The organism is Arenimonas alkanexedens, from assembly GCF_054781355.1.
In genome coordinates, this window is record NZ_BAAGUO010000002.1 from 596872 (window position 1) to 621660 (window position 24789).

The 24789-nt window shown below is 65.8% G+C and carries 21 protein-coding genes; 7 read left to right on the top strand and 14 right to left on the bottom strand.

What is annotated here, in order from left to right; all coding sequences use genetic code 11:
* Positions 1-89: 89 nt before the first annotated feature.
* Genes ACYVGY_RS07350 through ACYVGY_RS07380 form a run of 7 tightly spaced genes read left to right on the top strand, consistent with a single transcriptional unit; the run spans position 90 to position 6870 of the window.
* Positions 90-1520 carry a UbiA family prenyltransferase gene (locus ACYVGY_RS07350; protein WP_460456813.1) on the top strand — a complete coding sequence of 477 codons (1431 nt, stop codon included), beginning with the start codon at positions 90-92 and terminating at the stop codon, positions 1518-1520.
* A gap of 7 nt (positions 1521-1527) precedes the next feature.
* A complete protein-coding gene (locus ACYVGY_RS07355; RefSeq protein WP_460456814.1) occupies positions 1528-2823 on the top strand; it encodes an FAD-binding oxidoreductase in 1296 nt (431 codons plus the stop codon).
* A gap of 2 nt (positions 2824-2825) precedes the next feature.
* Positions 2826-3554: an SDR family oxidoreductase gene (locus ACYVGY_RS07360; protein ID WP_460456815.1), complete on the top strand. Its 729-nt coding sequence runs from the start codon at positions 2826-2828 to the stop codon at positions 3552-3554.
* The gene (locus ACYVGY_RS07365; protein ID WP_460456816.1) at positions 3551-4492 is read left to right on the top strand and encodes an NAD-dependent epimerase/dehydratase family protein; all 942 of its coding nucleotides are present in this window, start codon (positions 3551-3553) and stop codon (positions 4490-4492) included. The genes ACYVGY_RS07360 and ACYVGY_RS07365 overlap by 4 nt, the downstream gene beginning before the upstream one ends.
* A gap of 8 nt (positions 4493-4500) precedes the next feature.
* Positions 4501-5808, top strand: coding sequence for an NAD(P)/FAD-dependent oxidoreductase (locus ACYVGY_RS07370; protein WP_460456817.1), 1308 nt, complete (start codon positions 4501-4503; stop codon positions 5806-5808).
* Positions 5805-6194 carry a GtrA family protein gene (locus ACYVGY_RS07375; protein WP_460456818.1) on the top strand — a complete coding sequence of 130 codons (390 nt, stop codon included), beginning with the start codon at positions 5805-5807 and terminating at the stop codon, positions 6192-6194. The genes ACYVGY_RS07370 and ACYVGY_RS07375 overlap by 4 nt, the downstream gene beginning before the upstream one ends.
* Before the next feature lie 4 nt (positions 6195-6198).
* Positions 6199-6870, top strand: a complete 672-nt coding sequence (locus ACYVGY_RS07380; RefSeq protein ID WP_460456819.1) for a class I SAM-dependent methyltransferase — start codon at positions 6199-6201, stop codon at positions 6868-6870.
* 115 nt (positions 6871-6985) lie between these two features.
* Here the strand turns inward: ACYVGY_RS07380 and ACYVGY_RS07385 are convergent, their stop codons facing one another.
* The 14 genes from ACYVGY_RS07385 to ACYVGY_RS07450 all read right to left on the bottom strand — a co-directional run bounded on the left by ACYVGY_RS07385 (position 6986) and on the right by ACYVGY_RS07450 (position 24653).
* Positions 6986-9001 carry a hypothetical protein gene (locus tag ACYVGY_RS07385; RefSeq protein ID WP_460456820.1) on the bottom strand — a complete coding sequence of 672 codons (2016 nt, stop codon included), beginning with the start codon at positions 8999-9001 and terminating at the stop codon, positions 6986-6988.
* Positions 8998-9549, bottom strand: a complete 552-nt coding sequence (locus ACYVGY_RS07390; protein ID WP_460456821.1) for a hypothetical protein — start codon at positions 9547-9549, stop codon at positions 8998-9000. The genes ACYVGY_RS07385 and ACYVGY_RS07390 overlap by 4 nt, the downstream gene beginning before the upstream one ends.
* Positions 9546-10547, bottom strand: a complete 1002-nt coding sequence (locus tag ACYVGY_RS07395; protein ID WP_460456822.1) for a putative capsular polysaccharide synthesis family protein — start codon at positions 10545-10547, stop codon at positions 9546-9548. The genes ACYVGY_RS07390 and ACYVGY_RS07395 overlap by 4 nt, the downstream gene beginning before the upstream one ends.
* A 61-nt stretch (positions 10548-10608) precedes the next feature.
* On the bottom strand, positions 10609-11571 hold the full coding sequence (locus ACYVGY_RS07400; protein WP_460456823.1) for a phytanoyl-CoA dioxygenase family protein: 963 nt from the start codon (positions 11569-11571) through the stop codon (positions 10609-10611).
* A gap of 39 nt (positions 11572-11610) precedes the next feature.
* A complete protein-coding gene (locus ACYVGY_RS07405) occupies positions 11611-12465 on the bottom strand; it encodes a class I SAM-dependent methyltransferase (RefSeq protein WP_460456824.1) in 855 nt (284 codons plus the stop codon).
* Positions 12466-12582: 117 nt separating this feature from the next.
* A complete protein-coding gene (locus tag ACYVGY_RS07410) occupies positions 12583-13425 on the bottom strand; it encodes a class I SAM-dependent methyltransferase (protein ID WP_460456825.1) in 843 nt (280 codons plus the stop codon).
* Positions 13422-14366 carry an NAD-dependent epimerase/dehydratase family protein gene (locus ACYVGY_RS07415; RefSeq protein WP_460456826.1) on the bottom strand — a complete coding sequence of 315 codons (945 nt, stop codon included), beginning with the start codon at positions 14364-14366 and terminating at the stop codon, positions 13422-13424. The genes ACYVGY_RS07410 and ACYVGY_RS07415 overlap by 4 nt, the downstream gene beginning before the upstream one ends.
* Before the next feature lie 2 nt (positions 14367-14368).
* Positions 14369-18934: a glycoside hydrolase family 99-like domain-containing protein gene (locus tag ACYVGY_RS07420; RefSeq protein WP_460456827.1), complete on the bottom strand. Its 4566-nt coding sequence runs from the start codon at positions 18932-18934 to the stop codon at positions 14369-14371.
* On the bottom strand, positions 18931-19521 hold the full coding sequence (locus ACYVGY_RS07425) for a methyltransferase domain-containing protein (protein WP_460456828.1): 591 nt from the start codon (positions 19519-19521) through the stop codon (positions 18931-18933). Before ACYVGY_RS07425 ends, ACYVGY_RS07420 begins: the two co-directional genes overlap by 4 nt.
* Positions 19521-20897: an ABC transporter ATP-binding protein gene (locus ACYVGY_RS07430; protein ID WP_460456829.1), complete on the bottom strand. Its 1377-nt coding sequence runs from the start codon at positions 20895-20897 to the stop codon at positions 19521-19523. The genes ACYVGY_RS07425 and ACYVGY_RS07430 overlap by 1 nt, the downstream gene beginning before the upstream one ends.
* Complete coding sequence (locus tag ACYVGY_RS07435; protein WP_460456830.1) at positions 20887-21720, bottom strand: ABC transporter permease; 834 nt, start codon at positions 21718-21720, stop codon at positions 20887-20889. Before ACYVGY_RS07435 ends, ACYVGY_RS07430 begins: the two co-directional genes overlap by 11 nt.
* A 6-nt stretch (positions 21721-21726) precedes the next feature.
* On the bottom strand, positions 21727-22890 hold the full coding sequence (locus ACYVGY_RS07440; RefSeq protein ID WP_460456831.1) for a cystathionine gamma-synthase: 1164 nt from the start codon (positions 22888-22890) through the stop codon (positions 21727-21729).
* Between the two features lie 28 nt (positions 22891-22918).
* Entirely contained in the window at positions 22919-24289 is a 1371-nt protein-coding gene (locus tag ACYVGY_RS07445; protein WP_460456832.1) for a pyridoxal-phosphate dependent enzyme, read from the bottom strand.
* A 145-nt stretch (positions 24290-24434) separates the two neighbouring features.
* Complete coding sequence (locus ACYVGY_RS07450) at positions 24435-24653, bottom strand: YdcH family protein (RefSeq protein WP_460456962.1); 219 nt, start codon at positions 24651-24653, stop codon at positions 24435-24437.
* Between the last annotated feature and the right edge of the window lie 136 nt (positions 24654-24789).

Below are 24789 nucleotides of genomic sequence, written 5' to 3' on the forward strand. Positions count from 1 at the left end.
TCGGTCAGGGCTTTGCGGCAACAAGGCCACAAGGAGCGATTCCGCTATTATCCAAGACCGCGCCCGACGTCCTCCCAGGCCCTGCAGCGATGGCAGTTCTCCCAGACACGCCCATCCGTCCGATTTGCGTAGACCTCGACGGCACCCTGCTGCGCTCCGACCTGCTGTTGGAATCCGCCCTGGTCCTGCTCGCGAAGTCGCCGTGGCTGGTGCTGATGTTTCCATTCTGGCTACTGGGCGGAAAGGCCCGGCTAAAGCGCGAGATCGCCTCACGGGTCAGCCTGGACCCGGCCGGCCTGCCCTACGACGCGCGCGTGCTCGCCCTGCTCCAGCCCCATCCGCAGCGGCGACGGGTCCTGTGCACGGCCTCCGATGAAACCCTCGCCCGGTCCGTTGCCGCGCACCTGGGCTGCTTCGACGAGGTATTGGCGAGTGACGGCCGCCGGAACCTGTCCGGCCGCGGCAAGGCCGAGGTGCTGGTCGCGCGGTTCGGCGAACGAGGCTTCGACTATGCCGGCAACGCTCGCGTAGACCTCGCGGTATGGGCCCACGCTCACGGCGCAGTGGTGGTGAACGCCGGCGCCGGCTTGGCCCGCGCCGCCGGCCAGCGTTGTGAACTGTTGGCGCACCTCCCCGACACCGACGGCGGCCTCAAGACGTGGCTGCGGGCGCTGCGGCTACACCAATGGTTGAAGAACCTGCTGATCTTCATCCCGCTACTCGCTTCACACCAGTTCATGGACAAGGATGCCGTGCTCGCCTCGCTCGCCGGCTTCCTGGCCTTCGGGCTGTGTGCCTCGGGCGTCTACCTGCTCAACGACTTGCTGGACCTGCGCAGCGACCGCCAGCATCCACGCAAGCGCCTGCGCCCGTTTGCCTCCGGCGCGCTGCCGCTGCTGCCGGGCATCGTGCTGGCGCCGCTGCTGGCCTTGGCCGGGCTGGGGCTGGCCTGGTGGACCGAGCCCCGCTTCGCCGCGGTTCTGGCGGCTTACTACCTGATTACCTTGGGCTACTCGGTGCGCTTCAAGCGCGTGGCCATGCTCGACGTTATGGTGCTGGCGGCGCTGTACACCCTGCGCATCATCGGTGGCACCGCGGTGATCGGCGCCGCGCTCTCGTTCTGGCTGCTGGCCTTCTCGATGTTCATCTTCCTCAGCCTGGCTTTGCTCAAGCGCTACGTTGAACTCTCGTCGATGCTGGCTGAAGGCAAGATCGCCGCCGCCGGACGCGGCTACGGAGTGGACGACCTCCCGCTGCTGCAGTCCTTGGGCGGTTCCGCCGGCTACCTGGCGGTGCTGGTGCTGGCCCTGTACATCAACAGCCCCGACAGCATCGCGCTATACACGCGACCGCAGGTGCTGTGGCTGCTTTGCCCGCTGGTGCTCTATTGGGTAAGCCGCGCGTGGGTGGTCGCACACCGTGGCGGCATGGACGATGACCCCGTGGTGTTCGCCGTCACCGACCGGACCAGCCAGACGGTCGGCCTGCTGTGCGCGGTGATCGCGCTTTCGGCGATCTGACCCGGTCATGGCGCTCACGGGCGATAGCTGGGGCCGCTGGCCGAAACCCGTGGATCAGCAGTTGCATCCTCTACGGCGGCGCAACGAGGCCTTGCCGGTCGGCGCGCGATCGCTGCTTGCTTACGGACAAGGCCGCAGCTACGGCGACAGCTGTCTCAACGACGGTGGCCGCCTGCTGCTGACCCGCGGCCTCGACCATTTCCTGCATTTCGACGCCGAGGCGGGCGTGATCACCTGCGAGGCCGGCGTCACCTTGGGCGAAGTGCTGGCGGTAGCGATACCGCGCGGCTGGTTCCTGCCGGTCACGCCCGGCACCCGGTTCGCCACCCTGGGCGGGGCGCTGGCAAACGACGTCCACGGCAAGAACCATCACCGCGCCGGTAGCTTCGGCGACCACGTGCTGGCCTTCGAGCTGCTGCGCAGCGACGGCAGCCGGCAGTTGCTCCACCCGGGCGATCCGCTGTTCGCGGCCACCGTCGGCGGCCTGGGCCTTACCGGCGTGGTGTCGTGGCTGCAGCTGCGTCTGCAGCGGGTGGAAGGACCATGGATGACGGTGGAGTCGGTCCGCTTCGGCGGCCTGGATGATTTCTTCGCCTTGTCGGCCGAGTCCGCCAACAGTCATGAGTACACGGTGGCCTGGGTGGACTGCCTGGCACGCGGCAAGTCCTTGGGGCGCGGGCACTTCCTGCGTGCCAATCATGCCCCGGCCGGCAGCAGTGGGCGCCTGCCCGGCCGCGGGCTGTCGATGCCGGTGACGCCACCGGTCGCGCTGGTGAACCGGCTGACCCTGCGCCCTTTCAATACGCTGTACTACCAGCGCCAGCAGACGCGTTCCCGCTTTGGCGTGCAGCACTACGCGCCCTACTTCTATCCGCTGGATGGCATCCGCGACTGGAACCGCATATACGGGCCGCGCGGCTTCCTGCAGCACCAGTGCGTGCTACCGCCGGCCGTGGCCCGAGACGCGGTAGCGAGGCTGCTGGGCGAAATCGCGCGCAGCGGCCAGGGCTCGTTCCTGGCCGTGCTCAAGGAGTTCGGCAACCGGCCGGCGCCGGGCCTGCTCTCGTTCGCGCGACCTGGCACCACATTGGCGTTGGACTTCCCACGCGCCGGGCCCTCCACCTTCGACCTGCTGGACCGGCTCGATGCGATCGTCGCCGAGGCCGGCGGCGCGCTCTACCCCGCCAAGGACGCACGCATGTCACCGGCAATGTTCCGCGCCGGGCAACCTGGTCTGGACGCTTTCCTTCCCCACATCGACCCCGCCTTCTCGTCGTCGTTCTGGCGCCGGGTCATGGAGTAAGCATGCAACGCATCCTCATCATCGGCGCCACCTCCGCCATCGCCCAGGCCACCGCCCGGGAACTCGCCCGTAGCGGCGCCCGACTGTTCCTCGTCGCCCGGGACGCGAGTCGTCTCGAGACCATCGGCGCCGACCTGCGCGTGCGCGGCGCCACCGTCGATGGCTACGTACTCGACGCCAACGACATCGCCGGCCACGCCGCCATGCTCGACGCCGCCTGGTCGGCCCTGGGCAGCGTGGACCTGGCCCTGGTCGCGCACGGCACCCTGCCCGACCAGGCCGCTTGCAGCGCCTCGGTGGAAACGGCCCTGCAGGAATTCGCCACCAATGGCAGCTCCGTCATCGCCCTGTGCATCGCACTGGCCCAGCGACTTCAGGCACCGGCCACGCTGGCAGTAATCAGTTCGGTGGCCGGCGACCGCGGCCGCGCCAGCAATTATCTCTACGGCAGCGCCAAGTCGGCGGTCACCGCCTTCACCAGCGGACTGCGCCAGGCGCTCAATGGCAGCGGCGTCAACGTGCTCACGATCAAGCCCGGCTTTGTCGACACGCCGATGACCGCTGCGTTCAAGAAGGGTGCGCTGTGGGCAACGCCCGAGCAGGTCGCCGCAGGCATCGTCCGCGCCGTTGCCAAGCGCCGCGCGGTGGCCTACCTGCCAGGATTCTGGTGGGCGATCATGCGCGTGATCACGCATATCCCTGAGTTCGTGTTCCGGAGGGTGAAGCTGTGAACAAGGACGCCCGCATCGTCCTGACCGGCGCCGCCGGCCTGGTCGGGCAAAACCTGCTGGTCGAGTTGCGCGCGCAGGGCTACACAAACCTTGTCGCGATCGACAAACATGCTCACAACCTGGGAATCTTGCGCCAGCTCAACCCGGGTGTCGCCGTGGTCGAAGCCGACCTGGCCGAGCCGGGCGACTGGGCCCAGGCTTTCGCCGGCGCCCAGGTAGTGGTGCAACTACACGCCCAGATCACCGGCAAGCACCGGGCACTGTTCGAGCGCAACAACCTGTTGGCCACCCATCACGTGCTCGAAGCATGCAAGGCGCATGCCCTGCCCTACCTGGTGCACATCAGTTCGTCGGTGGTGAACTCCGCCGCCACCGACGACTACACCGAAACCAAGAAACAGCAGGAGGCCATGGTGGTGGCGTCGGGGCTACGCCACTGCGTGCTGCGACCGACGCTGATGTTCGGCTGGTTCGACCCCAAGCACCTGGGCTGGCTGTCGCGTTTCATGGCGCGCACGCCAGTATTCCCGATTCCCGGCGACGGCCGCTTCATGCGCCAGCCGCTCTACGAGCGGGACTTCTGCCGCTGCATCGCCAACTGCATCGAACGCCAGCCCGACGGCGAGGCCTACGATATCGTCGGCGACACCCGCATTGATTACGTCGACATCATCCGCACTATCAAACGCACCAAGGGCCTGCGCACCCTTATCGTCCACATTCCGATCAGCCTCTTCGCCTTCCTGCTCCGGACCTACGCCTTGTTCAGCAACAAGCCGCCGTTCACCGCCGACCAGCTCAAAGCCCTCTCGGCCGGCGACGACTTCTCCGGCGTGGACACCGAGGCGGTGTTCGGTGTGAAGCAACATGACTTTGAATCCGCGGTGCGTGAAAGCTACTGCGATCCCCGCTACAGCCACATCGTCCTGAAGCGTTGACCCTGCAAATGAACTCGACCCCGCGAAACTTCGCCGTCATCGGCTCCGGCCCGATGGGCTTGATGGCTGCCCTGGAGCTGCTGCGCGCCGGCCATCACGTCGACATCTACGAGCGCGATGACCGCATCGGCGGCATGTCCGCCAGCTTCGATTTCGATGGCCTTCAGATCGAGCGTTACTACCACTTCGTCTGCAAGACCGATGATCCACTGTTCGCGCTTCTCGCCGAACTGGGACTGTCGCATGCACTCAAATGGACAGACACCAAGATGGGCTACTTCGTCGACGGCAAGCTCTACAAGTGGGGCACGCCGTTCGCACTGCTGGCTTTCCCAAAGCTGGGCTGGATCGACAAGATTCGCTATGCCCTGCACGTGATGCACACCAAGGGCATCCGGGACTGGACTGCACTGGACCAGCGCAACGCCCGGGAATGGATCCAGTCCTGGATAGGCAAGCGCGCTTGGGACGTGATGTGGGCGCGCGCCTTCCACCTAAAGTTCTTCGAGTACACCGACCAGCTCTCCGCGTCCTGGATCGGCACGCGCATCAAGCGAATCGCGCTGTCGCGTCGCAACTTGTTCCACGAAAGCCTGGGCTACCTCGAGGGCGGCTCAGCAACCGTGCTGGCCGGAATGGTGGCGGAGATCGAACGTCTCGGCGGTCGAATACACGTTGCGGCGCCCGTACAGGAAGTGGCGTCCGACGCCGGCCGCGTCACGGGAGTACGGGTTCGTGACGAACTGCGCCCGGCCGACGCCGTGCTTTCTACCGCGCCGATCCAGTATGTGCCGGGCTTCGTACCCGGACTACCGGCCGATTTCGCCGACCGCATCCGTCGCATCGAGAACATCCCGGTGGCTTGCGTGATCCTCAAGCTCAGGCACGCGATCAGCGAGAACTTCTGGATGAACATCAGCGACGCCAGCATCTCAATCCCTGGCGTCATCGAATATTCCAATCTGAACCCGGGCACGCGCGAGGGTGAACATATTCTCTACGCCCCCTTCTACATGCCCAAGACCCACGCCAAGTGGTCGCTTCCGAACGAGGCATTGATCGACGAGGTGATCGGCTACCTGGGCCAGATCAATCCCGACTTCCGCCCGGACTGGGTGCTGGCTCGCCACTGCCACCGCTACGAATTCGCGCAAACCATCTGTCCTCCCGGCTTCCAGGCGATGCTGCCGCCGATGCGAACGCCGCTCGAGGGCTTCTTCATGGCCGACACCGCCTACTACTATCCGGAAGACCGTTCGATCTGCGAGAGCGTCAAGGTCGGCAGTGCACTGGCGCGCGAGGCGCTGGCCGAATGAAGGCCCAGTTCACCCGCTTCATCATCGTCGGCGCCGCCGCCGCCGCGGCCAACATCGGGTCGCGTGTTGTTTTCTCACTATGGCTAAGTTACGTTCCGGCCATTGTGCTTGCCTTCTTCGTGGGCCTTGCTACGGCCTTCCTGCTCAATCGGGCCTGGGTGTTCCTGCCCAGTGGAAAGCACTGGTTCAACGAAGCGTCCTGGTTCACGCTAATCAACCTGCTCGGACTGGGCCAGACACTCGCTATCGCCTGGGTACTGACCAGGCACGCATTTCCTGCTGTCGGAATGCGCTTTCATCCCGAGACGATCGGCCACGTCATCGGCGTCATGACACCGATCATCACCAGCTTCATCGGCCACAAGTATCTAACGTTCAGGAAATAGAAGCATGTCGGATGAACTGCTCAAAGACCTCTACCGTCACCGCTTCAGTCCGGCCGAACTGCCGGCGAAGAACCGTATTTGGAGTGTCTTGTGTCGCAGCTTCTTCCAGCCGCTGGTCGGACGCGATGACGCGGTGGTGCTGGATCTGGCCTGCGGCTACGGCGAGTTCATCAACAACATCAATGCGAAGCGCAAGATCGCCATCGATCTCAATCCCGACTCGCCATCCTGCCTCGCTGAGGACGTGGAGTTCCATGCGGTGGCGTCGAATCGGATGGCACCCATCGCGGACGCGAGTGTGGATGTTGTATTCACTTCGAACTTTTTCGAGCACCTTCCGAGCAAGACGGCGCTTGGCGAAACCCTGGCCGAGGTCCGCCGCGTCTTGAAGCCGGGCGGGCGAATTATCGCTATGGGTCCCAATATACGGCTGGTGCCCGGTGCTTATTGGGACTTCATCGACCACCACCTGCCGCTCTCGGAGCGATCGCTCTGCGAGGCGATGCAGCTCGAAGGGCTTGAGCCAACGCAAGTGATCGACCGGTTCCTGCCCTACACGACGCAGTCAAAACTGCCAAAGGGGCCGCTATTTGTTCGCGCCTATCTAGCGTTTCCCTTGGCGTGGAAGATCCTGGGCAAGCAGTTCCTGGTAGTGGCCCGGTCAGGTACTGCATAGCGCCGGACGCAAAAAAAGCGGCCCGCGAGGCCAGCATCATTCCCGGCTCGGCAAGCCGACGCGAAAGCGCACTCCCGCGTAGGCGGGCACGGTGATCGCTGAGCCGGCCGCCGCGCTATTCGAGCACGAAGTTCTTTTCATGCGGCAGGCACTGGCCGGGCGACGATGCCTGCAGGTCCACCAGTAGCAGCTGGTAGTTCCCGGGCGGCAGGTCTTCAAGGCTCAGGGTGACCCGGAAACCACCGTCCTTCGCCTGAGCGCCATAGGCAGCGGCCAGATCGGGCCTAGCCTGCAAGTCGTCCAGCGGCGCGTACCACGACCGGCCTAGTGCCTTGGAACGGAGCCGCAGCGTCGGGTGAGAGGGACGCCCACCCGTCGCTTGGTCGAGGAACCAGCCCGTCACCGACAGCGGCTGCCCGCGCGTGAAGCGGGTTGCGGGCGTCACGCCAACGCCGACGAATTCGATATTGCAGCGATCCATCGCCTCGTAACTTATCCACTCCCGCGAGAACGGACCCAACACCAGGGCCTCCGCCGGGCGCGGCGCGAGCTGTGCTTGCACATCGCGCAGGCGACGCGCCTCGCATTCCGCTTCGCCGGGCGAGGATGCTCCGGCGTCGCGGCGCACAATGATGGAGCAGCCCGCCGCTTCGATCTCCCGCAAGGGGCCGCAGAACTGCGGCAAAAGCGAGGATATGTCGCTTCGCTCCTCGCCGCAGCGCACGATGGCGCCGAGGCGATGAAGTGCGTCTTCGCCGCCCGCGCTCGAGGCACGCAGTGCCGCCGGCACGAAAGGCTGGAAGTTATCCTGCAGCAACATTACGGCGCGACGTTGCGCGTAGTAGGGCACTTCCGACGACCAGGCAAGCCCCATGGTCACGATGGCATCGTCGGGCGCCGTATGCTCACGCAGCACAGCCGCCAGTACACTAGCTCGATGCAGAGGATCAACGCTTCGGATGGAGCGCCAATAGTCGCCGTGGAATTGCACGAGCATGCCAGCCCCGGCGAGCACGGTCAGCGCAACCACGCCGGTAGCTGACCAGTTCGCCGACACCGCGTGTAGAACCACGGACAGCGCCACCACCAAGAAGACCGCATTGGCCATCTGGTAGTAGTCATGGACGAAGTGCAGGTTGGTGAACACCACCATCGGCGCAAGAAACAAGGCCAACGCACCGGCCAGCCAGCCAAGCCAACGCCGCCGTCCCGGCAACAGCAGGAGCGGCGCGAGGCACAGCAGCCAGGCGGCGTTGCCGAGGATATCGGGCAACATGCGCCGCAGGACCACATCGCGCCAGAACGCATGGATCTCGATAAGCAGCTGTGGCCTGAAGTTCCATCCCGACAGGTTGTCCGTGGTGCTGAACTCGGCCAGCACGGAGACCAGCTTCTGGCGGTCGCTGGCCTCAAGCCAGACCAGCAGCGCCACCAATGCCATCACAATCGGCAGGGCGCTGGCACCGGCCAGGGTGGCAGCACTTGCCCAATCGCGACTCCGCAGTCGCGGGAACAGCGCCGCCGCCACGATTGCACCGGCCAGCAACGCGAAACCAAAGAACGTGGTCACTTTCACCAACGCCGCCAGCGCAGCGAGCACGATCGCAAACAAGCAGCGGGAAAGCGTTACGCCGGCCACCAGGCGCTGCACCGCCACCACGAACAGCATCGACAAGAGCAGCACGGTCGATTCGATCATCGCCGCGCGTCCCCAGAAAACATGCAGGGGCGAAAGCAGGAACAGCGCGGTGCTGATGTCGATAAGCCGTTCAGGCGCTCCCAGCCCGCGCAGGCCCTGCCGCAGGGGCCACAAGCAACCCACCATTGCCAGCAGCGACAGCAGACGGCCGGCGGCATCGATGTCCAGACCGACTGGCAGCATCGCCAACATGGCTACGCCCCACTGGTACAGCGGGAACTCGAACGGGACGGACCAGGGATAGCCCAGAACCGGCGTGGAATACAGCCACCAGTCCCCGCCCCGGGTCATCCAGTAGGACGACACCAAAGTCTGTGTCTGGCGGAATCCGTGCTCGTCCAGCACCGGCACACCCCAGCTCGCCAGCCACGCCACCAGGACGACCACCAGCGGCAAGTACGCAAGGAAGCGGGGATAAGGGCGTCGGATCATTGCAGCGCGACCTCGCGTACTTGGCGGCAGGTCCAACGGCCGGCTTGCGAGGCGAAAACAACCTGTGCGTGATACCGCCCGGGCGGCAGTCCCGCGACGGTGACATGGGTGAAGCCGGAGAAGGTTGCCTGGCTCGACGCCTGCGCCTGCGCCACATCAGGGCGTGGATAGTGCGCCACCAGCGGAAACTGGGCCGGGGTCAGCGAAGGGTCCAGGGGCAGCAGCCGTATCCATGCATCCGGGATGCCGGGCGCTGCCTCCGGAGCCACGGCCCATCCGCTCATGGTCACCGGCTGGTCCGCGACCACAATGCCCTCGGCATCTGCCTGCGTCACCGTCGCACCTTGGACGCGCTCAATGCCGCAGTCGTCAAAATCGATCTCGTCAGCTCCGACGGGCAGCGAATCATGCCGGATGCGGGGAAAGTCATCTTGCCGCGCACCGGCCGCTTGCTGCTGTGAAACAGGTGAAAGCGGTAGCTGGCTCGGCTGGCAAGCCGTGGCCGAGAACAGCACCAGAACAAGGCACCCCAGCGTGGATAGCCTCATGCCAGCCATCGCTGGTAGGCCTGCTCGCGCTCTGCATCGGAGTAGAAGTGACGCATCAGCGGGCTGTCGTATAGCCGTGCCAGCAGGTTGCCCGGGAATCGGGCGTCTCGCAGGAAAGAATGGTAGAGCTCCGAATACTCTTTCGCCCCGCCCGTGTTGGCCCGGCCGATCTGGAACTCCGGAATACTCATGAACTCCCCGAGCGTGTCGGAAAGACGCGGCAGGTCTTCCTGGCGATAGACCACCAGATCAATCGGCGCGTGGCGTATGCGCACCGCGCCCTTTTCATGGGGGAATGCGTGCGCATACACATCCAACCCGCAATAGTATTGATGGTCGAACCAGCTAAGCCCTGCCTCGCAGGTCTCGACAAAACGCTCCTCCACCATCGCCCGAGCCTGGCTGAGCGAATTGAACTCGCTTCCGAAATATTGAAACAGCGAAGCCAAGGCCCAAGACACGATCTCCCGGGTTCCCGACAGCACCTGCACCGGCCGCTCGCGTGGATGAAGAAGCAGCTGGCGATAAGGCAAGCGCAAGCCGGGCGTCTGCAGGTGAAAATCAGCCATCCAGTGCAACTGGATCACTTGCCTCGCCGAGCCGGATGATTCAAGAGCCTGGGCGATGGCGTGTGAGCCGACCTTTCCCATCTGGAAAACGTGCAGATCGGCATCTAGATACCACGCGGTATCGCGGCTCGGCACGCGCCCTTCGTAATAGCCGATGTAGTGATAGTGGATCTGCGCCTCGGCATCATCTATCAGCCCGAGCTCGGGATAGCGCTCTCGGTAAAAGCCAGGATCAAAACCGATCAGACGGGCAGCATCGAAGATACGGCGCTCGTAGTAGCCGCGGTAATAGAAATGACGCAGGGCGGCCGCGTCGTCGTGGGCGGCGGCGGCCACGTCCGGATTGGCGCGCAAATAGGCATCCCCGCGAAACTCGGTCAGCATCCGGTCTGCGTATGGGTGCTGGAACAGCGTCGGCAGCCAGCGCATTGCTACTTCCGGACCACTTGTCCGGGGTGACAGCGCCGTCGCCTTGCCAGCGTCCGCCGTATCAGTCGAGGTCATGGCTGGGCAACTGGCGCAGCGCGTCCTGCCACGAGTATTCGAACACGTAGCCACCGTCGGCAGCCACGATCGCGCCTTTCTCGGGTGCGCCTGGCTTGAGGTGCGCCTTCGGATAGGCGTGCAGCGAGGTGTAGTGGGTCACATACGACTTCCGGGTCCGCGACGCATCCACGATCTGGGTACCCGCATGCGACAGGTTGCCGTGCCAGATCAACGCGTCACCCTTGCGCGGGCAGAACACCTTGGGCGCGATCCCGGCCGCCGACATGCGCTCGGCCAAATGGTCGCTCAACTCCTGCGGCTGCCGCACACTATCGGGTTCGAGCACGATCGAACCATCGCCCCAGTCAAACACGCCGCTTACCTCGGTGCGGTGCGAGCCGGGATAGTAGGCCAACGGGCCCGAGTCGGGATGGATGTCCTCAAGCGGAATCCAGCTGGCCGCCAGGAAGGCCAGCGGCGACTGGCAGCGCACGTAGGGATAGTCAATATGGATGGGCTGCTGGCTGCCGCGATAGAAGGTCAGCGACTGCAGCGCGCAGGGCGGGCCTTGGAAAACGTGGCGCAAGAAGTGCGCCACCACCGGCGTCAGGCTGAGCCGGGCAGCCGCGCGCGAAATGGTGTGGATGTTGTTGAACTTGATGCCGGAGTACTCAAGCTCCTCGGCGCTGAGGCGCTTGATATCGCCCTGCTGGCCACGCAGCTCCACTTCCAGCGAGAAGTCCCCGGCATGCCTGCGCAGGTACTCGACGTCCGAGCCAAGCGCATCGATCAGGCGGGTATCGACCACGTTCTCGAAGATGACCAGGCCGTCCTCATGCCAGCGCGTCAGCTTCTCGGCGAGGTCAAAGCCCGATTGCTCCGACAAGGCGTCCACATAGGCGCGGACAGCGGGGTTGGCCTCGTCCAGCCAGGGTCGCTCCTGGAACCAGTCATCACGGGAAAGCATCGCAGTCTCCTAAAGCCTGGCCTGGCCCGGCGGTGGGTATCAAACGCTTGCGCGCAGGACGACGGGGGGCATCCACGCTTCGTCGCCGAAACGATAGTTGTTGGCGGTATAGCCTCGATAGACGTCGAAGTCGATCCCGGTTTCGACGCGGCTAAAGCCCGCCGCGGCCACGACGGCCAGCAGGTCCCGGCCGAAATGGTAATAGGTATAGATACCTTCCGTACGCAGGCCGTCGCCGTGGTATTCCGGCGACTCGAGGTGCTCGAGACTGCCGTCGGCGCGATGCCGGCCGCGCACCAGCGTCGTGGCGCGGAGCGGGAAGAACGGCATGGTGAAGACGCAGCTGCCGCCCGGGCGCAAGACGCGCCGGCATTCGGCAAGTGCCTGCGCGGTGTCCTGCACGTGCTCGAGCACGTCGTTATGGACCAGCAGGTCCAGCGACGCATCGCCATAGCCCAGCGCGGTGATGGACTGATGCTGCACGGGGCGACCACGCACCGGCGTCAGCGCCCCCGCGGCATGCTCCGGACCGAAGTATTCGCTGCCTTCCAGCCACGGATACGCCGCCAGCAGTCGCTCATAAAGCGGCGTGGTGGCCTCGAGCACCAGCCCCCGTGGCGACGCCGGCAGCGACAGCTCCTGCACGGCGCTGAACAGCAAACGGTTGCGGTTGCCGAGTCCGCAGCCCGGACAGTGCAGCCCTTCGCGCAGATTCACGTTGGGACCGAACCGCACCCCCGTGTCCACCTGGAACTCGGTTGCCGCGGCACAGACCGAGCAATAGCCCGGCAGGCGTGCCAGGCCCTCGACGTAGGCGTCGGCGCAATCCATCGCGGCGCGGTGTCGCGCCAGTGCTTGCAGCAGGCTTGCGTCATCAGTGAACCAGCGAAACATGCGTTCTCCTCTCCCGTTTCGGCCGGGTATGGGCCGTGTTCGCCTGCCCGATGCCGGCGATGTCACCGCCCCGGTGCCGGGTCGGCTCGTTGCGCACCGCCATGCCCTGAACCTGGGTCATCGCGGCTTCTGGAGCACGAAGCAGGCCTGCCCGTAACGGCTGCCGTCGAAGTAGCCTGAGACGAACTCCAAGGGCGTGCCAAAACCCTGGCGCGCGTGCGACTCAGGAATGAAGGTCTCGCCGTAGAAGCTGGCGTCGCGCGGGCCGCCGCCGTCCACGCCGGCAGAGCTGGCGTGGACGAACTCTCCGCGGCGGTAGGCCGCTCGCACGGCCTCCAGGTCCGGGAACAGTTCGCCGAGCGCCTTGAGGTATCCGGTGGCCTCGGGGTGCCTACCGGCCGATTCGCAAAAGTCGAAGAAGGACTCGTGACGCGTGGTAAACGCGACCACGCCACCTGGCTTGAGGATGCGGTGGAACTCCGCCATCCAGGCCCGGGTCGCAGGTTCGGACAGATGCGAGAACACCGAGTAGGCGAATACGAGATCAAAACTGTCGTCGCTGATCGCCGCCGGCGGGAAAGGATCGCAGACGCTGAAGTTGTCCGACTGGAACAGGCCACGGGTGATGTCCACGAACCATGGGTCCACATCGAGGCCATGCAGGTTTTTCTTGCGGAAATCATGCATGAAAACCCGGGAAATTCGACCCCATCCGAAGCCGAAGTCCAGCGCCTTCGCGTCAGGGCCCAGCTCGACGCCGGCTTTCCTCAGGCCGTCGCAGACGTCCTCGTAGAAAGCATGGGCCTGACGCAGCGCCACCTCGGATGAAAGTCCGGTCGTGTTTCGCTGCAGTTCCTCGTCGGGAAATGCCGGCAGCGTGTCGCCCAAGGGACTCGCGGTGGAGGCATCGAGGCTGCCGATCAGGGTCCTGAGCCAGGGCGAGTCGTTATCGAAGCTCATCCGGCACTCCGCGGGAGCGCCCGATGGGGATCCGTGGCGACCAGTGCGCGCCAGGTCGCAGCCAGACCGTCGGTCAGTGACGTGCGCGGGGACCAGCCGAAAGCCCGCTGCGCACTGCTGACGTCGAGCACCACGCGGCGTACGTCGAAGGCACGTCCGGGCAGGTAGTCGACGACGAGTCGACGTCCGGTCGCCTCCGACACCCGCGTGCACAGCGCATTGAGCGAAACGCCCTCGCCGCTTCCCACGTTGAACACGCCGACCTCGCGCGAAAGACCGGCCGTGGCCGCCAGGTCGCATAGATCGTCAATGTAGAGGTAGTCGCGCACCACCTCGCCATCGCCCCAGATGCGGATCGGCTCGTTGCGCAAGGCCAGTCCGAGGAAAGCGGCCACCGCACCCTGCACGCCTGCGGTGGACTGGCGCGGACCATAGGGATTCGATGGCCGCAAGATGACCGGATCGATGTCGCCAAGCTGCTGGTACATGCTCAGGTAGTTCTCAATCGCTACCTTGACCACGCCGTAGGATGAGATCGGGTGCAGCGGATGCGATTCCGGCACCGGCGACACCGTCGGGTTGCCGTAGACGGTGCCGCCCGAGGAAAAATAGACGATGCGCCGCACGCCGGTGGCACGCATCGCGCCAATCAGGCCGAGGGTGGCGACCAGGTTGCCCTGGACGTCGGCCACGGGGTCGAGATTGGAGGTGCTGGGCACGGTGGTCCCGGCCAGGTGGAAAACCACATCCACGCCCGAGAGCGCCTGCGTGGTGATCGCTGCATCAGCCAGCGAGCCGGCGATGAACTCGACCCCGGTCCAGTCCACGTCGGTACGCGGCTGACCCGGATCAAGCACCGCAACATCGACGCCGCGCGCACGCAGCACCGGAACCAGGCTGGCACCGATGAACCCATTGCCGCCTACCAGCAAGGCGCGCATGTTCAGCCCGCCTCCCTGGCCGCGTGATCGAGCCCGAACTGGGCCCGCAGCACCGCGAGATAGTCGCCGGCGGCACGCCTGACGCCCTCGTCGATCGGGAAAAGACGCTGGGCTTCGGCCTGGGCGCGGCTCACTTCATCCAGATGCTTGTCCGCGGCCGAGGCGATCGTAACGCTGCTGGAATGGCGACGATGGCGATTGAATGCCGTCGGCTCAAAGCAGGCGCGGCCGCGGGCGAGCAGGCGCAGGTAGACCACCCAGTCGCCTGCAATCGAATAGTCCGCGATCTCGTCGATGCCTTCGCGCAGCACCTCCAGCAGCGGCTCGCGTCGGAACACCACGGCACTGACGTTGGGCACGACGTTCTTGACGCCCAGGCACGCGGCCTCGTCCTCGCCCTCGGCGACGTAGGCACGCGACCAGCGGTCGGGTGAAACATCGCGCGTGTACTCGAGATAGTCCGGGGCGAGCATCTGGCCGTCCGGATCCATCTGCTCGGACTGGCAGTAACTCATCACGATCGACGGATCCTTCGCCATCGCACCAACCAACGCCTCGAGCAGGCCGGGGTGCGCGAGGTCGTCGGCCTCGGCGATCCAGACATAGTCGCCGGTGGCCAGCTCCAGGCCTCGCAGCCACTGCCGGAACACCGAGCCGCTGTTCTGGGTGTTCACGACCACCCGCGGCTCCGGCGAGAGGCCAGCGCGCAGCGACTGCAGCAGGTCGAGACTGCCGTCGCTGGAGGCATCGTCGAGCACGATGATTTCGTACACCGGCAGGGTCTGGCTCGCGATGCTGCGCAGCCGCGCCTCGAGATAGCGCGCGTAGTTGTAGTTCGGAACGACCACCGAGACCTTCGGCACGTTAATGCCGCCCAGGGACAGCAGGTCGAGCGCATAGCGGCGGAACGAGAAGCGGGTATCCACCAGTTCGCGGCCGGCCTCGCCCAGCGCAAGGCGCCGGGCGTCATCCCCAAGCAGTCCACGCAGTGCGTCGGCGTAGGCCGCCGCGGTCATGGGTGCCACGACGGCCCCGCCCTGCGCTGCCACCAGGTCGGCGCCGCCGCCGGTGCCCGCGAACGCCAGCACCGGCGTACCGACCGACAGGCTTTCGAGCACCACCGACGGGAACGGATCTTCGCGCGAGGCCAGGGCATAGACATCGGCGCCGGCGTAGTAGTCGTCCGTATCGAAATCCAGGCCAACGAAATGGAAGCGATCGGCCATGCCGCCCTCGCGCAGCACGCGATCCACCGCGTCCTGCACGTCGACGTCCCGATGCCCGACCCAGACGAAATGCAGGTCTGGCAGGTCGGCGAGGCCGACCGCTGCTTCGGCCAGCAGGTCGATACCCTTGCGCGGATCGGCATAGCCAACCGCCAGCACGATTTTCGCATGCGGCTGCAGCCCCAGGCGGGCCCGCAGCGCGGCACGTGCCGGCCCGGCATCACGCTGTCCGCGGTAGCGGCTGCGCGTGAACAGGCCCTGCGGCTGCACCACCAGCTTTTCGCGCAGCGCATCGGCGTCGGCAAAACCGGCGAGGCCCTTGGCGACCGCGTCGCTGGCCACCACCACCCGACGCGAACCCTGGACCAGACCCGCGACCGCGGCGTCCAAACCATACTCGCGGATCACGCCAGGCAGCTCATGCACCAGCGTCAGCACCTCGATACCCTCGCGCCGGAATGCCGGCACCACGCGCCCGGACACGGCGGTGTTGGCAATCACCAGCTGCGTGCCGTTCTCTCGGCAAGCCTGCGCCAGCGCCGCCACGGCGTCGTCGTCGAAGGCTTCATGGACCGGGCAAATCCGCTTGAAATCGTCGGTGAGGCGCCCCGTTCCCAGCAATGCCACCGATACCTGGACACCGCTCGCGCGCAGCTCACGCGCAAGATTCAGCGCAAGGTATTGGCCGCCGTGCGGATGCGCGTCATGCGAAACGAGCAGCACGCGGCGCGGGTGCTGCGGAGCTTCGAGTGCCGTTCGCGTCGCCTGCAGGAAGGCGTGCCCGAAGCGACGATCAGGCTCGAGCTTGGCGCCCTCGGCCCACTCGTTCCAGGCGTTGACCATCACGATGCGTTCGCCGGCCACAGGATTGCGCTCGGCGTAGCCCACCGCGTACTCCAGCCAGTCCTGGTAGCGATCCGGCGTCGCGTAGGCAAAGGTATAGCCCTTGCCCGGGCGGCGCGCTTCGTTGTCCCAGCCCGGGAATACCGTGCGAATCAGCGGGAAGCCCTGGTCGGGCCAGGCCTTGGCGCTGTCCACGATGGACTGGTAATGCACCACGTGGCCTTGGTAGTCGGGATTGACGATGTCCAGGGTGTGGTTGATCGCCTCGCAGGTCTTGGCCAGCTTGTGCGGCGGGAACTCCATCGCCGCGTCGAAGCCGTGCTGCCGCGGATCCTCGGCGTCGAACTGCGTCATGGCGATGAACAGCTCACCGATACCGACCGCGCGGCAGTGCTCGCGCCAACGCTGAAGGGTCGCCGCAGGATCAGGCAGTATCGACGGCCGATAGACGATCAGCAGCGGCCTTCCGTCCACGCGGATATAGCGTCGGTCGCGCAGATAGGGCTCAAGGTCGCGGATGAAGGCCAGATCGTTGTCCGGCCCGTGCACCTGCGAGATGAGGATCTCGTTGTCATGCCCGTCCCAGCGCCGGGTCCAGTTCTCATTGGCCCAGCACAGGCAGAACGGGAAATCGATGTCGTCCTGGGACAGGTACAGGTCAAGCGGCTTTTCCATCAAGCGCTTGCCAGCGAACCAGTAGTAGTGGAAGGCGAAGCCATGCAGCCCGTACTGGCGCGCCATCTCGACCTGGCGCTTGAGCGCGTCGGCCACGCGCAGGTCGTAGAAGCCCAGGTCCGCGGGAAGCTGCGGCTGGTGGTGGCCCAGGAACTGCGGCACCGCCTTGCTGACGTTGCTCCACTCGGTGAAGCCCTTGCCCCACCAGGCTTCGTTCTCGTCGAACGGGTGGAACTGCGGCAGGAAGAACGCGATGGCTTTGGCGCGCAGCGCGTCGGGGCGCGGCGCCGGTTCCGTGCTCGCCGGCAGGTATTCCGGGGCGCGTCGGGAAACATCGCTGGCGAACAGTTCTTCCAGGTACTGACTGGCGGTCGCCGGAATCGCGACGGCCGCGGCGGCCGCGGCGGAAACTGTGGGAACGGCGGGAACGGCGGGCGCGCCCTCAACCGTGACCGGCAGGTGCGGGATCGGCGGGCGACCGCAGGTGGGCGGTGCGAGCATGGCGGCATAAGCCGGCAGCCCGCGACGATGTCTGATCGCCGCAAGACACGCGCGTAGCCAGCGCATCGGCGCGGTGATGCGCCAGCTGCGGCTGGCAACGATCCGATCAACCTCGCCCTGGCGCAACTCGGTGCGCGAGTGTGCGTCACGCAGCAGGGCGTCCCTGCGCCGCAGATCGGCGCGGGCAGCGGACAGCTCGGCCTCACGCGTGGCCAGGGCGGCCGCCTGCGCCTGCTGAGCCGCATCGCTGGCCAGGCTATGCACAACCAGCACGCGATGACTTTCCCGAAGTGTCACCAGCTCCTGATGATCGGCCTCCAACTGCGCGATCCGGACTTGCGCCGCGCCACGCTCGACCCGCGCGGCCTCGATACTGCGCTGCAGGCGCGCATTGATGACTTTCAGCGCCTCCACGTCTTCGCGGCGGGCCAAGAGCTCCGCCTGGGTCTCGATCAGCGCAGCGCCTCGCTCAGCGCGTTCGTCCTTGGCCTCAGCCAGTTCAGCATCTCGCGAAGCGAGCGCCGCCTGAGCCGCGGCCAACGCGGACTCCGCTCTTTCAAACACCGCCTTGTAGTGAACCCGGAACTTCTCGGCGTCGGCGTACTTGATCTCGAGGAACTCGGCGCGCGCGCGGTGGCAGACTCGCTGCCCCAGGGCATCGAACGCGCGTTCAACACGGCCCTCGCCGGCGGCGCCCTGCAGCCGGCAAAGCGCCTTGAGCGCCTCCGGCTGCTGGTCTCCCACCAGCAGCACACCCAGTCCATGGGTATGGCGGAAGTTGAACGAGGGATAGCGCGCGGACACCTCTTCCCAGAACTTCCAGACGCCAAAGCCGCGATCACGCACCGCGGTGTCGTGGAACAGAACGACGCCCCGCTCGGAGAGTTTGGACAGCCAACCATCGAAGTCGTGCTTGACCGCCTCGTAGGTGTGCAAGCCGTCGATGTGCAGCAGGTCCACGCTGCCGTCGGCAAACTGTGGCTTTGCGTCGTCGAAACGCGTGCGCAAAAGCGTGGCGAATCCGGCGTACTTCGACTGCACTATCTCATTGAGGTTTTCGTACACGTCGTCGCCATAAAAGCCGGCGTGCTCATCACCTTCCCAGGTGTCCACCGCGAAGGCACGGGTATCGTGGCGGCCAGTGGCGATCGCCTGGCAAAACGCCAGGAACGACGTGCCGTGATGCGTGCCCAGCTCGACCAGCGACTTCGGCGCCATGGCCTCGATGATCCAGAACGCGAACGGCACGTGGCCGGTCCAGGCGCTGGGCGGGACGTCCTCGGGCAGCAGGTAAGCGATGGCGTCCAGCTCGAATTCCGTCATTTCGCGTGACCCTGCATGGACAGGCCAAGACGCGCCATGGCGAGGCCCATGCGCTTCCTCAGGCCCATGCCGCGGGAGCGGAACACACCCACGGTATCGCCCCAGGCGGCGCTGCCCGGATCCGGATGAGGCTCCCAGTCGGTGTGCACTTCGACCAGCTCGGACGCGCCGATCTTGGCGAGCGCACGATAGCCGTCCGGGTAGAAGCGCCAGCAGTCCTGCGGATAGCGATGCTCGGGACCCCGCGACGGTGCGATCAGGAAGATCAGTCCGCCGGGCTTGAGCACGCGCTGCATCTCCAGCCAGGTCATCCAGAAGTGTTCGATGTGCTCGAAGGCCTGGCCCGAGACGATCACGTCCACCGACGCGGCAGCGAAGGGCAGCCGGTAGGGCGAGTCCAGCACCACGTCGACCCCGGGGCCGGCCTCGAGGTCCACGCCGGTGTACTGCCAGCCCGGGTCGGTGAACAGCGTCCGGTAGGAGCCGTTCACGTCGAAGGAGCCGATATCCACCACCTTCAAGACGCTACCGGGGGAGAGGTAGGTCGAAACCAGGCGCTGCATGTGCTGGTAGGAACTGTTGTGCATCAAACACTCCGTGCGTCGGAACCGTTGGCGTCCCCCGATACCAACGTAACCGAATGATAAGGCAGGCCGACCAGACCCGCTGGTACCGTACTGGTGACCGATTCGATCACCAGCCCGTCGAACACCCAGTCGGCCTGGACGTGCTCGGCGTGGGTGCCGTCAGCCAGCGCGACATCGAAACTGTATTTCCCGACCGGCAGCCAAGGCATCCGGAAGGCGAATTCGGCGCGCAGGCGCTGTCCCGCGCGCGCTGGCGGCCGGGGGCCGACGCCCCGCAGGTAGGTGTTGGTGCCGAACAGGTGCTGGCCCAGCGCATCCTTCAGGAAGAAACCCACGACCGGACTCTCCAGGTCGGCTTCCACCATGGCGTCGACCCGCAGCCGGACGTTCTCGCCACCTTCGATCCGCGACAGCGGCTCATTGTCCGGGCCGGCTAGCATCACCGAAGCGATCCGCGCGCGGCCGTCACCGAAGGCGGCGCTGCCGGGGTTGAAGCGGAACACACGGATGGCGCTGCTGTCGGTGATCTCGCCCTCGTCGCCCGCATCCTCGTGGCCAGCATCGTCGTCGGCGGCACGCGCCCCGACCTGCATGCCATAGGACTTGGCGTGGTAAGCCTCCGAAACCTCTTTCGCCGGCCCGTCCATCACCACCCGGCCCTGTTCGAGCCAGATCGCGCGTCGGCACAGGTTGACCACCGCGGCGGAGCTATGGCTCACGAAGATCAGGGTGCCGCCGCCTTCCTGGAACTGGCGCAGGAAACGCATGCACTTCTGGGCGAAGAAGACGTCACCGACCGCCAGCGCCTCGTCCACCACCAGTACGTCCGCGTCCACGTTCGCGATCACCGCGAAGGCCAGGCGCACGTACATGCCGCTGGAGTAGGTCTTGACCGGCTGGTCGATGAAGTCACCGATATCGGCGAAATCAACGATGGCCTGGAAGCGATCGTCCACCTGCCGGCGCGAAAGACCGAGCACCGAGCCGTTGAGGTAGACGTTCTCGCGACCGGTGAACTCGGGATTGAAGCCGCTGCCCAGCTCGAGCAGCGCCGCCACACGCCCATTCACGCGCACGTCGCCGGCGGTGGGCGTCAGCGTGCCGCAGATCACCTGCAGCAGGGTGGACTTGCCTGAGCCGTTCTTGCCGATGATCGCGACCGTCTCACCGCTGTCGATCCGGAAGTCCACCTCGCGCAGCGCCCAGAACTCCTTGAAGTAATGCGACGGCGCCAGCCCCAGCAGACGCCGCAGGCGCGGCATCAGCGCCTGCCGCAGGCGATCCTGCGGGCGGGCGTAGATCTGGTAGCACTTGGCCACGCCCTCGACCAGGATGGCCGGCGTCGGCAGGGCCTGGTTGTCGGCATCAGAGGACATCGGCGAACCCGCTTCGTGATTTCTGGAAGAACCAAAAGCCCAACTGCGCCGCCAGTGCTGCGCCGAGCCAGAACAAGCCCAACAGCGCCAGGTCCGGCGCTTCCCCGGCGAAAATCACGCCGCGCGACTGCTCGATCACGAACGTCAGCGGATTGAGATAGAGCCAGGCCCGCAGGGACTCGGGCAGTGCCGATACCGGATAAAACACCGGCGCCAGGAACATCAGCACCGTGGCCAACACGCCCGTGACCTGGCTGGTATCACGCAGGAACACGCCCAAAGCCGCCAGCCCCCAAGCCAGCCCGAGCGAAAGCAGCAACAGGGGCAGCAACAGCAGCGGCATCCACAGCACCGTCCACGGCAGCCCGCCGCCCAGCGCAACCACGCTCACCAGCAAGATTCCCAGCGCGATCAGGGCATGGAATCCAGCGGCTCCGACCACGGTGGCCGGCAGCAGCTCCAGCGGGAAGATGACCTTCTTGACGTAGTTGGCGTTGCCAATGATCAGGCTCGGCGCGCGGGTGATGGCCTCGGCCAGCACGGCGTGCAGCATCACCCCGACGAACACGAACAGGGCGAAGTCGAACTTGCCGCCCGGCAACACAGAGGCCGACCAGCGCGCACCGAACACCACCGAGAACACGAAGGTGTAGACGGCCAGCATCATCAATGGCGTCAGGATCGACCAGATGAGGCCGAGCACGGAGCCACGGTAGCGCCCGCTGATCTCGCGCCAGGTCAGGTCCCTGAGCAGCCGGGCGTTCGACCACAGGGACGTGGCCGCCGAGACCAGGCCCGTCGCTCGCTGCGAATGTGGATTCATGGCCGCTCAGCCGCGCAGGGCGGCGTCCAGCTCGGCGCGCAGATCTTCCACGTCTTCCACGCCCACGCTCAGCCGCACCAGGTTGTCCGTGATTCCCAGCGCTGCGCGGCGTTCCGGCGGCACCGAGGCATGGGTCATGATCGCCGGGTGGTTGACCAGGCTTTCCACGCCGCCCAGCGATTCGGCCAGGGCGAACAGCTTGCAGCGCTCCATGAACTTGCGGGCCGCGTCGCCGCCGCCCTTCACGTAGATCGACACCATGCCGCCAAAGCCGTCCATCTGGCGCTTGGCCAGCTCATGCTGCGGGTGCGAGGCGAGTCCGGGGTAGATCACCTTGTCCACGGCGGGATGGTTTTCCAGCCAGGTCGCCAGCGCCATCGCGTTGGCGCAGTGCGCTTTCATGCGCAGGTGCAGGGTCTTGAGGCCGCGCAGCGCCAGGAAGCTGTCGAACGGCCCCTGGATGCCGCCCACGGCGTTCTGCAGGAAGGTCATCTGCTCGGCCAAGTCGGCGTCGTCGCCCACCACCACCATGCCGCCGACCATGTCGGAGTGGCCGTTGAGGTACTTGGTGGCCGAGTGCATCACCAGGTGCGCACCCAATTCGATCGGGCGCTGCAGGATCGGCGAGCTGAAGGTGTTGTCCACCGCCAGCCAGATGCCGCGCTTGCGCGCGAACTCGGCCAGGCGGGCGATGTCCACCAGCTTCAACATCGGGTTGGTCGGGGTTTCGCACCAGATCAGCTTGGTCTTGGGCGTGATCGCGGCTTCCACCGCGGCCATGTCGTTGAGGTCGGCGAAGCTGAAGTCGAGTCCGGCACTGCGGCGGCGCACGCGCTCGAACAGGCGGTAGGTGCCGCCGTAGACGTCGTCCATGCACAGCACGTGGTCGCCGCTGTCGAGCAGTTCAAGCACGGTGGACGTGGCGGCCAGGCCGGAAGCGAAAGCGTAGCCGCGGCTGCCGCCTTCCAGCGAAGCCACGCAGGCCTCGTAGGCGAAGCGCGTGGGATTGTGGCTGCGCGAATACTCGAAGCCCTGGTGCACGCCCGGGCTGGACTGCACGTAGGTCGAGGTCGCGTAGATCGGCGTCATCACGGCGCCGGTGGTCGGATCAGGGGACTGGCCCGCATGGATGGCGCGGGTGCCGAGACCGGGGTGCTTGGGATCGCTCATGGGGGGTAAGCCGTCCTGTTTTTAGGGGTTATTGCGCGCGTCGGCGCAGGTAGTTGAGCAGGTCGATGCGGGTGATCAGGCCCAGGAATTTCTGGTCGTCCATCACGATGGCGACATGGCCACGGTCGAACACCGGCAGCAACGCCGCCATCGGCGAGGTCACGTCCAGCTTGTCGAGCTTGCGCACCATGGCGCCTGCCACCGGTTCCTTGAATTTCTCGTCGCGGCCGAACACGTGCATCAGCACGTCCGATTCATCGACGATGCCGACGATGGCGTCGCCGTCCATCACCGGCAGCTGGGAAACGTCGTACATCTTCATGCGCTGGTAGGCCACCTGCAGCGTATCGGTGGGCGAAACCACCACCGTGTCGCGCTGGGCGTAGGGCCGCAGGATCAGGTCGCGCAGGTCGCCATGCAGCGGCCGCTCAAGGAAGCCGTTGTCGAGCATCCAGTAGTCGTTGTACATCTTCGACAGATACTTGTTGCCGGTGTCGCAGACGAACACCACCACTTTCTTGGGCGTGGTCTGTTCCTTGCAGTAGCGCAGCGCGGCGGCCAGCAAGGTACCGCTGGAGCTGCCGCCGAGCACGCCTTCCTTCATCAGCAGTTCGCGGCCGGCCAGGAAGCTTTCCTTGTCGGAAATGGCGTAAGCCTTCTTCACCCGCGAAAAATCGGAAATCGACGGCAGGAAATCCTCGCCGATGCCCTCGACCAGCCAGCTGCCCGACTTCGTGCTCAGCACGCCCTCGTTGATGTACTGGGTCAGGATCGAGCCGACCGGATCGGCCAGCACCAGCTCGACCTTCGGCGCGGCCTTGGCGAAGAAGCGCGACAGGCCGGTCATGGTGCCCGAGCTGCCGCAGCCAAAGACGATGGCGTCCATGTCGCCGTCCATCTGGCGCCAAATCTCGGGGCCGGTGCCCTCTTCGTGCGCCGCCGGGTTGTCCGGGTTGCCGAACTGGTTGATGAAGTAGCCACCCGGGGTTTCACGGGCGATGCGCTCGGCCATGTCCTGGTAGTACTCGGGATGGCCCTTGGCCACGTCCGAACGGGTCAGGATGACCTCGGCGCCCATGGCGCGGAGGTTGAAGATCTTCTCCCGGCTCATCTTGTCCGGGACCACCAGCAGCAGCTTGTAACCCTTCTGCTGGGCGACCAGGGCCAGGCCAATGCCGGTGTTGCCGGCGGTGCCTTCGACCAGGGTGGCGCCCGGCGACAGATCGCCACGCGCTTCCGCAGCTTCGATCATCTTCAAACCGATACGGTCTTTGATCGAACCCCCGGGGTTCATGCACTCGAGCTTGAGGTACAGCTCGCACAGGCCGGCGTCGAGATGGCGGGCCTTGACGATCGGCGTGTCACCGATCAGTTGGAGGACGCTTTGCTGGACCGTCATGGGAATCAAGGGGGCATCGGGCGGGAGCGCCAATCGGCGATTCTAACAGCCCGGGCCCGCACCCCGCCCCGTACCCGGGCGGATGCAGGTGGCAAATGCGGGCGGCGGCGACCCGACGAGGTGGGCCGCCGCCGCCGCGGGAACTTCAGTGGCGTCGCGAATCAAACATCCGGATCAGCCGGTCCTTGGCGTTGAGCTTTTCCTTCTTCATGCGCACCAGCGTGGTGTCGTCCAGCGGCAGGACGCCCAGTTCGGCGTCCAATACCTGCTTGTCCAGCTCACGGTGCCGGTGATAAAGCTGCCGGAATTCCCGGTCGGTCTTCATCAGCGCATCGAGTTCGCTCTGCGGTTGCCCTTCAAACATGGGGTTGACCTCCTCCAGAAACGCGAACGCCCCGGCCGGCAAAGGACGAGGCGTTGCGGTTGAGACAAAGGTCAGGTCGCTTTCGCGGGCGGCGCCCCTGAGCGACCGGCACCCCCCCTCCGGGGTGGGCGCGCGC

Bases quoted from the DNA above. Each gene is read 5' to 3' on its own strand.
- ACYVGY_RS07445 (WP_460456832.1), bottom strand. From the start codon at position 24,289: ATGACGGTCCAGCAAAGCGTCCTCCAACTGATCGGTGACACGCCGATC.
- ACYVGY_RS07395 (WP_460456822.1), bottom strand. From the start codon at position 10,547: ATGCGCTGGCTGCCGACGCTGTTCCAGCACCCATACGCAGACCGGATG.
- ACYVGY_RS07380 (WP_460456819.1), top strand. From the start codon at position 6,199: ATGTCGGATGAACTGCTCAAAGACCTCTACCGTCACCGCTTCAGTCCG.
- ACYVGY_RS07440 (WP_460456831.1), bottom strand. From the start codon at position 22,890: ATGAGCGATCCCAAGCACCCCGGTCTCGGCACCCGCGCCATCCATGCG.
- ACYVGY_RS07375 (WP_460456818.1), top strand. From the start codon at position 5,805: ATGAAGGCCCAGTTCACCCGCTTCATCATCGTCGGCGCCGCCGCCGCC.
- ACYVGY_RS07350 (WP_460456813.1), top strand. From the start codon at position 90: ATGGCAGTTCTCCCAGACACGCCCATCCGTCCGATTTGCGTAGACCTC.
- ACYVGY_RS07410 (WP_460456825.1), bottom strand. From the start codon at position 13,425: ATGAGCTTCGATAACGACTCGCCCTGGCTCAGGACCCTGATCGGCAGC.
- ACYVGY_RS07420 (WP_460456827.1), bottom strand. From the start codon at position 18,934: ATGACGGAATTCGAGCTGGACGCCATCGCTTACCTGCTGCCCGAGGAC.
- ACYVGY_RS07360 (WP_460456815.1), top strand. From the start codon at position 2,826: ATGCAACGCATCCTCATCATCGGCGCCACCTCCGCCATCGCCCAGGCC.
- ACYVGY_RS07390 (WP_460456821.1), bottom strand. From the start codon at position 9,549: ATGAGGCTATCCACGCTGGGGTGCCTTGTTCTGGTGCTGTTCTCGGCC.
- ACYVGY_RS07450 (WP_460456962.1), bottom strand. From the start codon at position 24,653: ATGTTTGAAGGGCAACCGCAGAGCGAACTCGATGCGCTGATGAAGACC.
- ACYVGY_RS07415 (WP_460456826.1), bottom strand. From the start codon at position 14,366: ATGCGCGCCTTGCTGGTAGGCGGCAATGGGTTCATCGGTGCCAGCCTG.
- ACYVGY_RS07370 (WP_460456817.1), top strand. From the start codon at position 4,501: ATGAACTCGACCCCGCGAAACTTCGCCGTCATCGGCTCCGGCCCGATG.
- ACYVGY_RS07355 (WP_460456814.1), top strand. From the start codon at position 1,528: ATGGCGCTCACGGGCGATAGCTGGGGCCGCTGGCCGAAACCCGTGGAT.
- ACYVGY_RS07425 (WP_460456828.1), bottom strand. From the start codon at position 19,521: ATGCACAACAGTTCCTACCAGCACATGCAGCGCCTGGTTTCGACCTAC.
- ACYVGY_RS07385 (WP_460456820.1), bottom strand. From the start codon at position 9,001: ATGATCCGACGCCCTTATCCCCGCTTCCTTGCGTACTTGCCGCTGGTG.
- ACYVGY_RS07435 (WP_460456830.1), bottom strand. From the start codon at position 21,720: ATGAATCCACATTCGCAGCGAGCGACGGGCCTGGTCTCGGCGGCCACG.
- ACYVGY_RS07430 (WP_460456829.1), bottom strand. From the start codon at position 20,897: ATGTCCTCTGATGCCGACAACCAGGCCCTGCCGACGCCGGCCATCCTG.
- ACYVGY_RS07400 (WP_460456823.1), bottom strand. From the start codon at position 11,571: ATGCTTTCCCGTGATGACTGGTTCCAGGAGCGACCCTGGCTGGACGAG.
- ACYVGY_RS07405 (WP_460456824.1), bottom strand. From the start codon at position 12,465: ATGTTTCGCTGGTTCACTGATGACGCAAGCCTGCTGCAAGCACTGGCG.